At 47.1% G+C, this 12,455-nt stretch carries 11 protein-coding genes, 1 pseudogene and 1 riboswitch; of the genes and pseudogenes, 4 read left to right on the top strand and 8 right to left on the bottom strand.

The genetic code is table 11. The features are described 5' to 3' along the window. Nucleotides 1-116: 116 nt before the first annotated feature. From ACTID9_RS03665 to ACTID9_RS03655, 3 genes are all read right to left on the bottom strand, one after another. Nucleotides 117-917, bottom strand: a complete 801-nt coding sequence (locus tag ACTID9_RS03665; RefSeq protein WP_441069875.1) for a transglutaminase-like domain-containing protein — start codon at nucleotides 915-917, stop codon at nucleotides 117-119. A gap of 14 nt (nucleotides 918-931) precedes the next feature. Beyond that, a riboswitch (cyclic di-GMP riboswitch) is annotated at nucleotides 932-1,017 on the bottom strand. 76 nt (nucleotides 1,018-1,093) lie between these two features. Further along, nucleotides 1,094-1,747, bottom strand: coding sequence for a class D sortase (locus ACTID9_RS03660; RefSeq protein WP_441069874.1), 654 nt, complete (start codon nucleotides 1,745-1,747; stop codon nucleotides 1,094-1,096). A gap of 260 nt (nucleotides 1,748-2,007) precedes the next feature. Next, nucleotides 2,008-2,397: a carboxymuconolactone decarboxylase family protein gene (locus tag ACTID9_RS03655; RefSeq protein ID WP_441069873.1), complete on the bottom strand. Its 390-nt coding sequence runs from the start codon at nucleotides 2,395-2,397 to the stop codon at nucleotides 2,008-2,010. 111 nt (nucleotides 2,398-2,508) lie between these two features. Between ACTID9_RS03655 and ACTID9_RS03650 the strand changes: the two genes are divergently transcribed. From ACTID9_RS03650 to ACTID9_RS03640, 3 genes are all read left to right on the top strand, one after another. Beyond that, nucleotides 2,509-2,901, top strand: coding sequence for a MerR family transcriptional regulator (locus tag ACTID9_RS03650; protein WP_441069872.1), 393 nt, complete (start codon nucleotides 2,509-2,511; stop codon nucleotides 2,899-2,901). Between the two features lie 53 nt (nucleotides 2,902-2,954). Continuing rightward, nucleotides 2,955-4,655: a DUF262 domain-containing protein gene (locus tag ACTID9_RS03645; protein WP_441072394.1), complete on the top strand. Its 1,701-nt coding sequence runs from the start codon at nucleotides 2,955-2,957 to the stop codon at nucleotides 4,653-4,655. Nucleotides 4,656-4,730: 75 nt separating this feature from the next. Next, nucleotides 4,731-5,189, top strand: a complete 459-nt coding sequence (locus tag ACTID9_RS03640) for a hypothetical protein (RefSeq protein WP_441069871.1) — start codon at nucleotides 4,731-4,733, stop codon at nucleotides 5,187-5,189. Between the two features lie 93 nt (nucleotides 5,190-5,282). Here ACTID9_RS03640 and ACTID9_RS03635 read toward each other — a convergent pair whose 3' ends face one another. The 4 genes from ACTID9_RS03635 to ACTID9_RS03620 all read right to left on the bottom strand — a co-directional run bounded on the left by ACTID9_RS03635 (nucleotide 5,283) and on the right by ACTID9_RS03620 (nucleotide 7,809). Further along, nucleotides 5,283-5,963 (bottom strand): YdeI/OmpD-associated family protein, encoded by a 681-nt coding sequence (locus tag ACTID9_RS03635; protein WP_441069870.1) that lies wholly within the window; start codon nucleotides 5,961-5,963, stop codon nucleotides 5,283-5,285. 422 nt (nucleotides 5,964-6,385) lie between these two features. Then, nucleotides 6,386-6,808 carry a DUF1259 domain-containing protein gene (locus ACTID9_RS03630; RefSeq protein ID WP_441069869.1) on the bottom strand — a complete coding sequence of 141 codons (423 nt, stop codon included), beginning with the start codon at nucleotides 6,806-6,808 and terminating at the stop codon, nucleotides 6,386-6,388. A gap of 53 nt (nucleotides 6,809-6,861) precedes the next feature. Then, the gene (locus ACTID9_RS03625; protein WP_441069868.1) at nucleotides 6,862-7,281 is read right to left on the bottom strand and encodes a DUF1259 domain-containing protein; all 420 of its coding nucleotides are present in this window, start codon (nucleotides 7,279-7,281) and stop codon (nucleotides 6,862-6,864) included. Between the two features lie 333 nt (nucleotides 7,282-7,614). Further along, nucleotides 7,615-7,809 carry a recombinase family protein gene (locus ACTID9_RS03620; RefSeq protein WP_441072392.1) on the bottom strand — a complete coding sequence of 65 codons (195 nt, stop codon included), beginning with the start codon at nucleotides 7,807-7,809 and terminating at the stop codon, nucleotides 7,615-7,617. A 397-nt stretch (nucleotides 7,810-8,206) separates the two neighbouring features. On the opposite strand from ACTID9_RS03620, the gene ACTID9_RS03615 reads away from it, so the two are divergent. Further along, a complete protein-coding gene (locus tag ACTID9_RS03615; RefSeq protein ID WP_441069867.1) occupies nucleotides 8,207-11,359 on the top strand; it encodes an AAA domain-containing protein in 3,153 nt (1,050 codons plus the stop codon). Between the two features lie 340 nt (nucleotides 11,360-11,699). On the opposite strand, the pseudogene ACTID9_RS03610 reads toward ACTID9_RS03615, so the two are convergent. Next, nucleotides 11,700-12,434: pseudogene (locus ACTID9_RS03610) on the bottom strand (IS30 family transposase); the annotation flags it as partial. Nucleotides 12,435-12,455: the final 21 nt, after the last annotated feature.

Genomic DNA, 12,455 nt, shown 5'->3' with positions numbered 1-12,455 from the left:
CTCGCATGAGTGCTATGTACCAAGGTACTAAATCACTCTGAACAAATTCTGAACTAGCAAAAAGCCGCCCAGTCTCCCTAAGGAGAGTGAGCGGCTGTAAGCCGGCGCGTATTCGATTAAAACTGCTTGTCCGCCTGATACTCGCGCTTATCTTTTATCATCACCGGCGCCTTTTTGCTCTTCATGACAATCGAATCGTAGGTCGTATCAATCGTGACCCATTGATTCGTTTCTTTTATGTAAACCTCGTTCCAGGCATGGTATTGTGTCACGTCATTTTTTCGCCCCATCATCAGCTTGGCCGGTATCCCCTGGCTGCGCAGCATGGCTGCAAACATCGAGGCGAAATCATAGCAAATGCCTTTTTTGCTTGCCCACGTCGCTTCGATTGACGGGATGTAATCGTTGGCGAGCGTCTCCGCTTTCGGATAATCGTAGCTGTAGTTGGTGATAAGGTAACGATAGATCGCCTCGATCTTTTCCTTATCGCTTTTTGCAGCCTTCGTCAATTCTTTCGCTTTGGCGATCGCCTGCATCGAGTCATTCCAGTAAATCATCTGAATCGGCTGCAAAAACACCGCTTGCTCGTTGGCTCCTGCAAGGACGACTTCTTTCTTTTCAACCATCTTGTATTTGTTGCCCGCAACATTTTCCACAACCGAAACGGTATAGGTACCGTCCCCCAGTTGCAGCGGGAAACGATTGTTTGCATTCATATTGTAATAGTAGCGTTGGCCATCTTTGCTGATGATGACCGCTTCCTTTGCTTTCTTGGCCGGATCGTCTTGCACTTTGACAATTCCACGGTCAGCCTCGCCCGCATCAATGCGCGAATTCGCTACGCTTGCCAAAGCGAATGCAGGGGTTGTGATCAAGCAAATGACGAAAAAAAGTACAGAAAAATGCCATTTACGCATAAAAAAACTCTCCTTTCGGTAACTGGCTGCCATCTTACCAAGTAAGGAAGGCCCTATAGCTTTGCGTCTCTAATTTTCATTAGATTTGCCTTTATCGGTTGAAAGTCATCCGATGGTATGTGGTTTTCTAGATTTAGAATAGCACAACTTGTCCCTCGAGTGAATGAGACTTCAGACTAATTTGTGAGTATTCCTTTAACAATCAGACGATGGGTTGGATTGACCATCGGGTGGCATGTAATCAAGGTGATCTCTTTATCTTTGCCGTTCCCTTCCAGCACCCAAACGTCCTCCGGCTTCACATACAGCTTCTCGGTCACGGTGTATACAAATTTTTGCGCCCCGGTGTCCACTTCGATCTTGTCGCCTTTGGCCATTTCATCGAGACGATTGAAGTTTCTGCCGAACGTATAGCTTCTGTGCCCGGCGATTGCATAGTTTCCCACCTCTCCGGCTTTGCCCGTATTGGCGATGCTCGCGACAGTCGTTTTCATGTTTTGGTCCGTCGCGCCGTGCAGGATCGGAAGGCGAAGCTGAATTTTATCGATGACCAACATTCCTTCCATGCCCTCTTTTTCACTGGGAGCAGAAGCTGTGCTGTTCCCTGCAGGTGAGACGGCCGTCTGCTCCTGCAAAGCCTCATGTGCCTGCGTTTGCGTTTGCGTTTGCGGCGAAGCATCATCCCCACTGTGAATATTTTGAAGGCTTTCTTGCCATTCTTTCACCAGCTGCTGCTGCTGGCTGTCATCGTACATCTCCGAAAGCTTTGGAAAAGCCAGCGCCGCAATTCCACCTGCGATCAACAGGGCGGAAACGATTTTTCTGTTCACGGTTCATCCGTTCCCATCTTTATGGAGTAATGGTTACTTGTCCTTTTCCCAATCCCTGACTCTTCCTATGACTATAGTAGCAGAAGAACCGGGTGATGTGAAAATGCATATCCGTTTCACCGTAATCGGTTATTTTTGCTGTCACTCTTATTTATTATCGTTTGAACGAGGACAGTGAGTAAGCTGTTTTTGAAAAAAATAGCAAAAAAGCTCCAATCCCGATGAGAGAATGTGAGCTTTTTCCTTCCAAGTAGCCTACCTCAATTCGCCACCTGCACGTTACGCTCTGCAAAAACGCGTTTGGCCACAAAAATCGCATTCAAGGCCCGTGGAAAACCTGCATACGGAACGCAGTGGGTGATGGCTTCAATCACCTCTTGCGGGGTAAGCCCTACGTTGAGAGCAGCGTTGATGTGGACATGCAGCTGCGGTTCGCAGCCTCCCTGGGTCGCAAGCGAAGCAATGGTAACCAGCTGCCGCTGCTTCAAGTCCAGCCCCTGCCTTGGATAAATTTCACCAAAAACAAATTCCACGATATAGGCTCCCAGATCCGGCGCAATGTCCTGCAAGGAATCGATCACCCGCTGCCCGCCTTCCCCGTCGACCTCCATCAATTTTGCCCATCCTCGTTCAAACCGTTCGTTTGCCATTTCCGTTCCTCCCTTTCTCGTTGCCTGGCTCTACTTGCTGCAACGAGACCATCGTATCGTTTCGAGTGCACTCTAAGGCAAGACCTTTTATGCTATAATGGGTCTATGGAAATGAAAAAATTCACAATTCAACAAATATCGACGATGACAGGACTTTCAGTGCACACGCTGCGCTATTATGAAAAAATCGGGCTGCTCTCCGGAGTCGACCGCGACGCAAACGGCTATCGCCGGTATACGGAAGCCGACGTGTCCTGGCTGCAATTTATCATGCGGCTGCGCGCAACAGGCATGCCGATCAGCGAGATGAAGGCGTTTTCCGATCTGCGCAGCCAAGGCGATCCAACGATCAGCGCACGGCGGGCGTTATTGGAGACGCATCGCAAAAACGTCTTGAACCAGATCAGTGACTTGCAGGAAAACCTCGCGAGCATTGAAGAGAAGATCGTCTATTATAAGAGGTTGGAGGGAGCGCCTCGGCAATCAACGAGTGGCAATCAGTAACACATACATATACCAAAATTCGTCCAACGCAAGTAACGGAGTGTGAAGTGGCAATGGCAGCAGGAACGATTGAAGCAAACAAAGAGATTTTGCAAAAAATTTTTTCCGAGGATTTTTGGTTTCTCATCCCGGAGTATCAGCGGTCATACGTATGGCAAACGGACAATCTGACCGAGCTGGTCGATGACTTGTATTTTGCGTTTGAAAACAAGCCCGAGAATGATTATTTCCTCGGTTCACTTGTTTTGAAAAAACGGAAAGAAAGCTCGTTCCCCGAGTATGAAGTGCTTGACGGCCAGCAGCGATTAACGACATTTTTTCTCATGATGGCGGTCTTGCGCGATACCATCGACACTCCGCAATACAAGAGCACGCTCCAGAAAAAAATCTTTCAGGAAGAAAGCCCGCTCGAAAACATCCCTTCCCGCACGAGACTGACGTATAAAATCCGCGACAGCGTGGAAGATTTCATCCAGCAATTCGTGATCAAACCGGATGGCACAACCGATGCCGCTGCGCTGCAAGCCCACTTGGACAGCGACAACGTATCGATCGCCAACATGGCGAACGCGATCACTGTCCTGCGCGGGGAAATGCTGCGGATCAAACAAGATCACGGCCTGGAAGAGTTCGTCAAATTCATCTTCAACAAAGCCCTGTTCATTTATGTGTCGACCGAAAATACGGAAGATGCGTTCCGCCTGTTCACCATTTTGAATAATCGCGGAATTCCGCTGACGAACGCCGACATCCTGAAATCGCAAAACATCGGCGTGCTGCCGACAGAAAAGGAAAAAAACAAGTACGCGAAAATTTGGGAAGAAATTGAAGGCAAGCATGGCGACGACTTCGATCGTTTCCTGCAATTCATCCGCACCATCCTCGTGCAGGAAAAAGCCCGGGCGAACTTGCTGGAAGAGTTTAACGAAAAAATTTACCAAGTCAAGCCGCCTCAAACCCCTCGCCTCCAATTGGGCAAGGAGACCATCGATTTTATCAATCGGTATAATGAGATTTATGAAGAAATCATCGAGCTGCAAAACACCACTCTCAGCAACAGCTTCAAAAACTTGCTGACGATCATGAAAATCGGGTTGCGCTCGGAAGACTGGATTCCGCCGCTGATGCATTATTACGCCAAATTCGGCACGAAAGAGCTGGAGTTCTTCCTGAAAAAACTGGAGTACAAGTTCACCGGAGACTGGGTGTGCGGGATCACGCCGACCATTCGTCTGGATGCGATGAACAGCATTTTGAAAATGATCGACCAAACCCCGGCGGACCAGCCCGACCAATTGCTGGCGAACGACCAGTTGTTTACGATCGACGTGGAGGAATTCACGCGCACGATCGACGGAAACATTTACAAAAAACAATATGCGCGGCACCTGCTGCTGAAGGTCGAGTATTTATCCGGCGACAATACCGTTCACTTGTCGAACTACCAATACATCACGGCTGAACATGTACTGCCGCAAAATCCGCCGGATCATAGCCAGTGGACACGCGATTTCACTGAGGATGAACGGAACCAGTGGGTAAACAAGATCGCCAATCTGGTCCTGATCAGCCAAAAGAAAAACAGCGCGTTAAGCAACCAGGATTTTGAGCAGAAGAAGAAAACCTATCTGTCAAAACGGATCGATGCTTTCCACGCCAATAAAGTATTTATCGAGCAGCATACCAAATGGACCCCCGCCGTTTTGCAAGACCGTCAAGCCCAATTGATTGCTATGCTCGCGAAACCGCAATAACACCAAAAAAGGAGCTGCTCGAGTCGGCCGCTCCTTTTTTCTTACATACTTTCCAGTCAGAGAGGAGAAGCAAGCGTGCAACAGCGTACCACCAGACCAACACCCACGCAACAAAACCGTTCCACCTCTCCCCAGGCCAATCGGGCAACAGGCACTCAGGCAAAGCCAACAGGAAATCCGCCAAACGGAACAGGCACCGCGAACGCCGTTGTCTGCCAGAAATGCAAGTCACCGCAAATCGTCGCCAACAAACGAGGCTACAGCTTTGCCAACATGTTCAAAACTCTTGGCTGGATGGCATTGCTTCCTCTTTTGGTGCTGGTGATTGGCGTTTTTGGAACAACTTATTTGATGTTCAATAGCGGTTTTTCCATTCATGAAGGTCTGATCGCATTCATCGCTATCATTTGCTGGATTTCGCTCAGTTTATCACTGCCGGTAAGCATCCTTGTCGGGTTTGCCGGAAGAAATGAAATCGTCAACGGCTGTATGAACTGCGGCTTTAAGTGGACACCTGCCAGGAAAAAGAAATAGAAACGAGGGGCTCTCTTTTGATAGAAAGCCCCTCCTGCTTTTGCAAGTCGAATTCCTGCCGCAGATTTCACAACAGCCCCCGCGCCCCGCGCGCTACTTCTTCTGCCGCCGGTACAAATCCATCGTTTTATAGCCTTCGCCCAAAACCGTCTCCATTTCCGCCAAACGCTTCTCTTGCGTCTCTTTTTTCTTGGCGCTAAACACATAGCGCGCCCAGTCTTTTTGGTAGCCTGGCGTCAACTCGTTGTATTTGTCGAGAATCTCCTTGTTCCGTTCCTGGAAAAATGCCCTGATCTCTTCCACGTGCTCGATATAATCATCCACGCATTGGCTTTTTGGTGCAGCAGATGTCTTTTTCGCTTTCTTTCCCTCTGCTTTCAAGCCGATGATGGTAAACACGTCATTCAGGCTCACCATTTTGGCAAACTTCAAGCTGCTGCCTTGAATATATCCGTCCTCATCGACAGGCACGCTTTGAAAAAAGCTGTCCCGCTCGATGTATTGATCGTATTGCGGATTGTTCTTTTTCGGATACGCAAAGTAGACGTACCCTTTTTCCGCCACAAGCTGTTTGTCGATGATCATCTGAACGTTGCTCGTAAACTCCTCGAGCTGGAACACAAACAGCACGATCACGTCATACGGATCGTTTGTAATCGTTGTGTCGTACTCGACCGCGTCAAAATCGGTGACATCGGCCGGTTTATTGAGAATGAGCTTTGCCGGATGCTTGCGTAGATTCAGCTTGTCGATGATGCTCTTTTCCGAATTCATGCTCCACGCCCTCCTCGGGTGTTCGTTGCGTTACCTCTATCATATCCCACCCGACGGCTGCATGAAACCAAGCTCCCTAAAATTGAATCATTCCCGCATAGGTGCAAATCCCGGTAATCACCGCCGCGATGAAGAAGATCATGAAAAACCACTTGGTGAACCGAAGGCTCATCCAAGACCCTTCCCACCATACCGTCCAAAAAATGACGCCCCCAAGCAACAGGACACTGATAAATGCAATGAATGCGTTGTACATGGCTCATCCCCAAACCTCTCTGCTTATTTGACGCTAAGCTGCATTGTGCTGGTAAAAGAATACAACGATTCTATTCTATTTTTCTATCTCCATAAAGGGGGATTTTTTGACCGTTACTCACTACGTAAAAGAAAAAGCCCCGCTTAGCGACGGGGAAGAGCTTTCCTTAGCCTAAAAAGGCGATCGAACGTTTGACTTTCTTTGCAAATGCAACGGGATTATCGATCGACTCCCAGTGAATATACATCAGACGCGGCTCCTCAAACAGCCAGTGATTATGGACAGCTGTCACTTTGATCCCGTTCTTGCGGAGATTGGACAGCAATCGGTTCACCTGGTTCTGGAAGAGAGCCGTTTCCCCTAAACACAATGCGCGGCCTTTACTGTCCAACGATTCAAACGAGAACAATTGATAACGGATCAACGGAGATGTAGTCCGCCGCCCTAAAATTTCAGCCGTCAGTTTCGTATTTCTGGTAACAAAACAAACCGGACCTTTTGTAATTTCATGCTCGGTTCCACCTAAAATGGCGGAAAATTGATCGCATAGCTTTTTAAATTGGGGACTTGCTTTCGCGTGTGCAGCCATACAAAACCAGCCTTTCGTTTTAAGATAATCATTCCGCTTCCCAGCTCACTGCTTTACCCCAAGAATGCAATGGATTCTTTGGTTTTTTTCGCAAACACAACCGGATTTTCAATGGCTTCCCAATGCATGTACAGCAAGCGAGGATTTTCCTTGAGCCAGTGATTATGCACTGCAGTCACCTTAATCCCCCGTTTGCGGAGATTCGACATCAATCGATTCACTTGATTTTGATGAACGGCAGTTTCCCCCAAACAAAGCGCGCGGCCCGATTTATCGAGAGATTCAAACGAAAACATTTGCATTTGAACCAAAGGGGAGCGCGTTTTTCTTCCCAAAATCGTCTCTTTTAAATTCGTCATTCGCATGACAAAACAGACCGGCCCCTCTTCAATCTCAGACTCCCCACCCAAAATTTTTCCAAATTGGGTACAAAGCCGTTTGAAACGTGGGCTTACCTTCACATGTTCCGCCATATAAATCCTCCTTTGACCATTCTCGAACTATCTTATGTGTAAAGAAGAAAAGCGTATTGGACGAAACACGGATGGTAAAAGAACAAAAATTGAGGATGGCTTTTTCGTTGTTTGCGGATAAAGAAAAGAAAAAACCGAGTGAAACTCAGGGTAAATGCCTGAGTCTCGTCGGTTTTGGGGAACTTTTATGGAGACGATAACCTTCAATTTTCACTGTGTTTACAGTATGCTATGCTGTATTCAGAAAAGTCTTTTATTAGGAGGATTGGACAATGGACATTCTCATGATGTCAGTTTTGGCAGGTTCCACAGTTTTATTGACGGTTAGTGCTGTTATGAATTATAAGACACTAAAATTATTAAGAAGGAAATAGCCCGCTTGCCTTTCTCGCCGCGGCAGCAATTCTCACCTCTTCGATGCAATATATCCTGCGCCTGCTCAAATACTTCCTCACTAACAATCGGCTCGTGATGATTTTTGACATAAAACTGATCTTCCTCGCCTAAATTATCAAGCCTTCTTTCAATGTATCCAACGTGTTTCTTGCAAACCTCGAAATGGACTTCGTGATGATCATATCGATTTTCCCGTCAAATCATTCTTAAAAGCCGAAAAACAGGGGTACGCAACAAACAAAACTTGGTCGCGCATCCCTGTTTTCGCCTCTGTTTTGGTTGCTTCAAAATCATTCTATCCGGCGGACAGTGGTTAGCCGTCCTCATAGGCTTCAAACCTCTTCCAGGATCGCTGCAAGCCGCCCCCATTGCGCTGAACTGTGGCCGGACGGAAGTATCATTATCCCTCCGCATGGGTTATCGCCGTTCAAACCGGAGAAAACACTAATACAATTCATATTTTTCCAGGCGTCTCCTGTATGTGCTAATATAATAAAATAAATCGTACAAACAGGAGATTTCATTTGCTATGAAACGCGCCCTTAACAAGATAGAAGCATGGCATAAAATCGAGTATTTACAAATGTACGAAATTGATGAAGCAAATTTCGATAAAGATATAACAGGCAACGAAATTGCCGCGTCTTCGCTAGCTCGATTCGACAACGATCTGCCGTGGCTGCGGCCAGATAAATTTGATTTAATCGAAACGGATGACTGGACGTATATTCACACCGTATTTATCGGCGTTTTCGAGATTGAGGAGGTCCAGCAAATTGTACGAAGCCGATTTTCGAATACGCCCAATTATTTTAAAGGCGATCTGAGCGAAGGTAGAACGGCTTATGCTCAGATACGCGTGAATCATAAAGGAGAATTCGTAGCGGATTCTTGCAAAATTTCTACTGTGCCGTTTGCCCTCGGTAAATTGGAACGGGGAACGCTTTACGACGATTGGCATGATGAATTTCGAAAAATTGAAACTGATGCAAGTTTCGCAGTTATACAAGCTTGTCGAAATAAAGTGACGATCGCTTCGTTACGATCACTTCTTGAAACATTTACTGAAAAATTCGGTTGGACTGCCTCTTTTCACTCAGAACCTTTCTGGATCTACAGCAATAAAAAAATGAAGCGGAAACAAGAGGATGAAGCAACTGAAGAAGATAATGAGCAAGAGCCAGGCAAAGTCGATATCCTGAACAGCTTCTTTTTGCGAGAGCTGGAGATCGTCCGTCAAGAGGTCGCACAAGGGTCTGAGGGTCGAGGTCTGCACCATTATCTTAATGGAGAAGATTTGTTTGAACCAGAATCGAGAATTGATTTGGAACGCCAGCCGGAGCACTTGTCGGCTGTTGCCGCGCCGGGCCGGGTGCCGCTCGGCAAATGGCCGAGCAGGTATCATTTGAATTTGATGCAACAAGCGGCAGTTAACCAAATTATGAGCCGTTTGGGACAGGAGTCGGGCATTTTTTCAGTGAACGGCCCTCCAGGTACAGGGAAAACAACGCTCCTTCGAGACGTTATTTCTGCTATTATTGTAGAACGTGCGTGCAACATGGTATGTTTTGATAACCCGGCAGATGCATTCGTCAAAATAAAAAGCATTGGTCAATCGGTGATCAATCGTCTTGCCGATTCCCTAACCGGATATGGCGTCATTATTGCCTCTTCTAACAATGGCGCAGTCGAAAATATTTCTCTTGAGCTCCCGGATGAAAAAACGATTCCTGAGTCTTTTCGCTCGCATCCCGGAGCGCAGTATTTGCAGCGTGTAGCGAAAACCGTGTACGGTGAGCGTTCCTGGGGGATGATCTCAGCTAGATTGGGCAACAGCAATAATCGTTTTAAGTTCAACCGGAATTTTTGGTATAAAAAAGCAGATGAAGGCTATTCATTCAGACGATGGCTGATGGAAGCAAAGCAAGCTCGCGCAACTAGCGAAGACAGATTCAAATTGTGGAACGAGGCAAGAGAAGCTTTTCGCCAAGCTTTGCAAACTGTGCAACAACATCAAGCGAAGGCAGTCCGAGTATTTGACGCGCTAAGGGAACATTCATTACAGGTAGAAGCATTACATAAAAAGCGGATCGAACACAACGAGCTGGCAAGGCAACGGCAGCAAGCGTTGGAAGAATATCAGCACCAAGAACGCTTGCTATCCCGTTGTCAGGAAAGTGTGGCGGAGTGGAAAGAAATCGCCGCAACGCTCGACAAGGTGAAGTATGGATTTTGGGAGAAGTTACTGAAATACAAAGAGTATAAAGCTCACCGTGCGCGGCATCGGGAAGCGCATCTCATATTGTCGGAGCAACTGCAAGAGCAAACGAAAGCCAATCGCCGGTTAGAAGAATTACACCAAAGCATCAGGCGGTTGGACTCTCGGCTTCAAGACTTCACTGTGAAAATGAATACACTGCAAGCCCGCATTGATGAACTTCGGCAGTTGATTGAGCAAGATAAAGAGAATACTGGAAGAGTTGTCATGGATGAAGCGTTCTGGGAGTTATCTCATGATGAGAAACAGAAGAGTACACCGTGGATGACTAAGGAATGGGCGGTCGCCCGAGAACTGCTATTTTTGGAGGCGTTGCGACTTCACGAGCAGTTTTTATTTGTTGCTCAGCCTCAAATCATTGGGAGCTTCTATGAGTTTATGAACCTTAGAACCTTGGTCAAAACGGAGGAACCTGAAGTCATTCGCGCGATCTGGGACATTTTCACCCTTGCCGTTCCTGTCGTCTCCACCGCGTTTGCATCTGTCCACTCTATGTTCCGGGGACTTGGTAAAGAATCTTTCGGGTGGCTATTCATTGACGAGGCAGGACAGGCAGTGCCGCAAGCAGCAGTTGGCGCCATATGGCGCGCTCAAAAAACGGTTGTTGTCGGCGACCCGAAACAAATCGAACCTGTCGTAACTCTACCTGAATCGATTTTCTCCGATCTGCAACAGCATTATAACGTAAGTACTGCATACGTATCTTCCAAAGCCTCCGTTCAAACGCTCGCGGATACGGCGAATTCGCAAGGAACATGGCTAAAAGATAGTTGGCTTGGCAGTCCGTTATGGGTTCATCGCAGGTGCGATAATCCGATGTTCGACATTAGCAATGAGATTGCTTATGATAATCGGATGGTGCTCGATAAACAGCCGCCATCGTCGGATGTGTCGAGTACATTCGACGATTTGGGTGCAAGCCGATGGATAGATGTATGTGGAGAAGCAATCTCAAAACAGTATGTTCCACAGCAGGGAACGGAAATCGTCCGTTTTGTCAGCAAAGCATTTTCCATTATGGCGGTGCAGAATGCGGAGACTATGCTTCCTGACTTATTTGTCATCACGCCATTTACGGTCGTCAAACGAAATTTGATTGAATTGTTGAAGCAACATTACCCGCATATTACGAAAGGTAACGTATCGAAAAGTGCGTATGTCAGATGGCTTTACCGCTCCGTCGGAACCGTACATACATTCCAAGGAAAAGAGGCGAATGTGGTTGTGCTTTGTCTAGGAGCTGACACTACGCAGAAACCTGCGATTCAATGGGCGACGATTGAACCAAATTTGTTAAATGTAGCCGTTTCTCGCGCCAAACATCGGCTTTTCGTTGTGGGCGATAAGCGGCTTTGGATGCAGTATCCAAACGCAAAAGCGTTGGTAGACAGATTGGGACTGTGATAAAACGAAGACGATATCTTTCCCCCCGGAGCCTATCCTGAAATCTCACCATCTTCTATCAATGCATATTGGGGAAAGTTGCCGTTTTGGCGAGGCCACAATTCAAAAACAGATCCCGGAGAATATTTGAAATATAAACAAAAAATATGAAGAGGCGCTGTCAAAAAGCTCATGAAGGGGGCGTATGATGTCCCTTTGTTCTTCAGTTCATTTTGAATTAAAAGCGGACGGCCGCGTTTAAAGCCAATAAGTTCTTCTGGGTATGGCGCGGTATCCAAGTGACATAAATCAGAGATAAGATAACCGTCCTACTTGTCCGTTAGGGCGGTTATCTACGATTGTAAATGTCTATGCCATGCGTAGATTCCAAGCGCTCATAACAAGCAAATTCTTTTCCTCTATCAACGGTGGCGGTTTGAAACATGCCCTTGGGAAATGAGTCAGCAATAATCCCAAATGCTTTCTCTAACGAATTTGAGGTTCAATCAGGCATCTTGATAGCAAGATAGAGACGTGTCTTTCGCTCGGCAAACGTAGCTACGCATGCTTTACTTTTTCCTCTACTAGAAACAACAGTATCCAGCTCCCAGTGACCAAAACTTTCACGTTTCCTCACTTCTTTGGGTCGCTGCTGGATGGACTTGCCTACGTTAAATCGACCGCGCGTTTCACGAGGGCCTCTACGTTTTCCCTTTTGACGCAAGACGAAGCACTAAAACGCCTTGATAGAGCCAGCGATAGATCGTTTTGAACGACACTTTTGGTTCTGGACATTCCTGACACATACGTCCAGCAATTTGCTCGGATGACCAGGTTTGCGCCAGTTTCTCAGCAATATAGGAGCCACGTTCGGGTGTCCATTTGCCACGGGAAACAGATCGTTCTCGGCGCTGCTCGTACGCATGATGAGTAGCCTCAGCTTGATATTCGCCTGCCTTCGTTCCTCGCGCTAACTCACGGGCAATCGTAGAATGATGTCGTTTGAGCTCTCGGCAATGGACCGAGTAGACCAACCCAGACGATGGAGTAAAGCTAGCTGACTACGCACTGTTATGCTAAGATGGGTATAACCCATGATTGATTCTCCTGTGTAAAT

The organism is Brevibacillus fluminis (genome assembly GCF_052072235.1).
GTDB lineage: Bacteria > Bacillota > Bacilli > Brevibacillales > Brevibacillaceae > Brevibacillus_D > Brevibacillus_D fluminis_A.
This window is presented reverse-complemented; position numbering and strand designations above follow the sequence as displayed.

Coding starts and splice junctions, on each gene's coding strand:
- ACTID9_RS03625 (WP_441069868.1), bottom strand. CDS start 7,281: ATGGCGGAACATGTGAAGGTAAGCCCACGTTTCAAACGGCTTTGTACC.
- ACTID9_RS03630 (WP_441069869.1), bottom strand. CDS start 6,808: ATGGCTGCACACGCGAAAGCAAGTCCCCAATTTAAAAAGCTATGCGAT.
- ACTID9_RS03665 (WP_441069875.1), bottom strand. CDS start 917: ATGCGTAAATGGCATTTTTCTGTACTTTTTTTCGTCATTTGCTTGATC.
- ACTID9_RS03635 (WP_441069870.1), bottom strand. CDS start 5,963: ATGAATTCGGAAAAGAGCATCATCGACAAGCTGAATCTACGCAAGCAT.
- ACTID9_RS03615 (WP_441069867.1), top strand. CDS start 8,207: ATGAAACGCGCCCTTAACAAGATAGAAGCATGGCATAAAATCGAGTAT.
- ACTID9_RS03650 (WP_441069872.1), top strand. CDS start 2,509: ATGAAAAAATTCACAATTCAACAAATATCGACGATGACAGGACTTTCA.
- ACTID9_RS03655 (WP_441069873.1), bottom strand. CDS start 2,397: ATGGCAAACGAACGGTTTGAACGAGGATGGGCAAAATTGATGGAGGTC.
- ACTID9_RS03645 (WP_441072394.1), top strand. CDS start 2,955: ATGGCAGCAGGAACGATTGAAGCAAACAAAGAGATTTTGCAAAAAATT.